This is a genomic window from Stenotrophomonas sp. GbtcB23 (genome assembly GCF_019091045.1).
Lineage (GTDB): Bacteria > Pseudomonadota > Gammaproteobacteria > Xanthomonadales > Xanthomonadaceae > Stenotrophomonas > Stenotrophomonas rhizophila_A.
In genome coordinates, this window is sequence record NZ_JAGXKC010000308.1 from 1 (window position 1) to 310 (window position 310).

Genomic DNA, 310 nt, shown 5'->3' on the forward strand with positions numbered 1-310 from the left:
GAGGCGACGGCCCAGAAGATCGATGTCGAAGTGCGCCGACTCAGCGACGAGGCCTATACCGAGGCCCGCCGCATCCTCACCGAAAAACACGACGAGTTCGTCACGCTCGCCGAAGGCCTGCTGGAATACGAAACTCTGTCGGGCGAGGAGATCAAGGCGCTGATCAAGGGCCACAAGCCGTCGCGCGATCTCGGCGTCGACGCGCCGCCGGCTCGCGGTTCGGCGGTTCCGTCCACCGGCGGCTCCAAGAAGGACGAGCCGAAGAGCGGCGAGCCCGAAGGGGGCCTCGGGCCGCAGCCGCCCTGGGCCA

At 68.4% G+C, this 310-nt stretch carries 1 pseudogene; it reads left to right on the top strand.

The annotated features are described in order from the left end of the window. Nucleotides 1-310 (top strand): annotated as a pseudogene (locus KVS69_RS19225) (hypothetical protein); the annotation flags it as partial.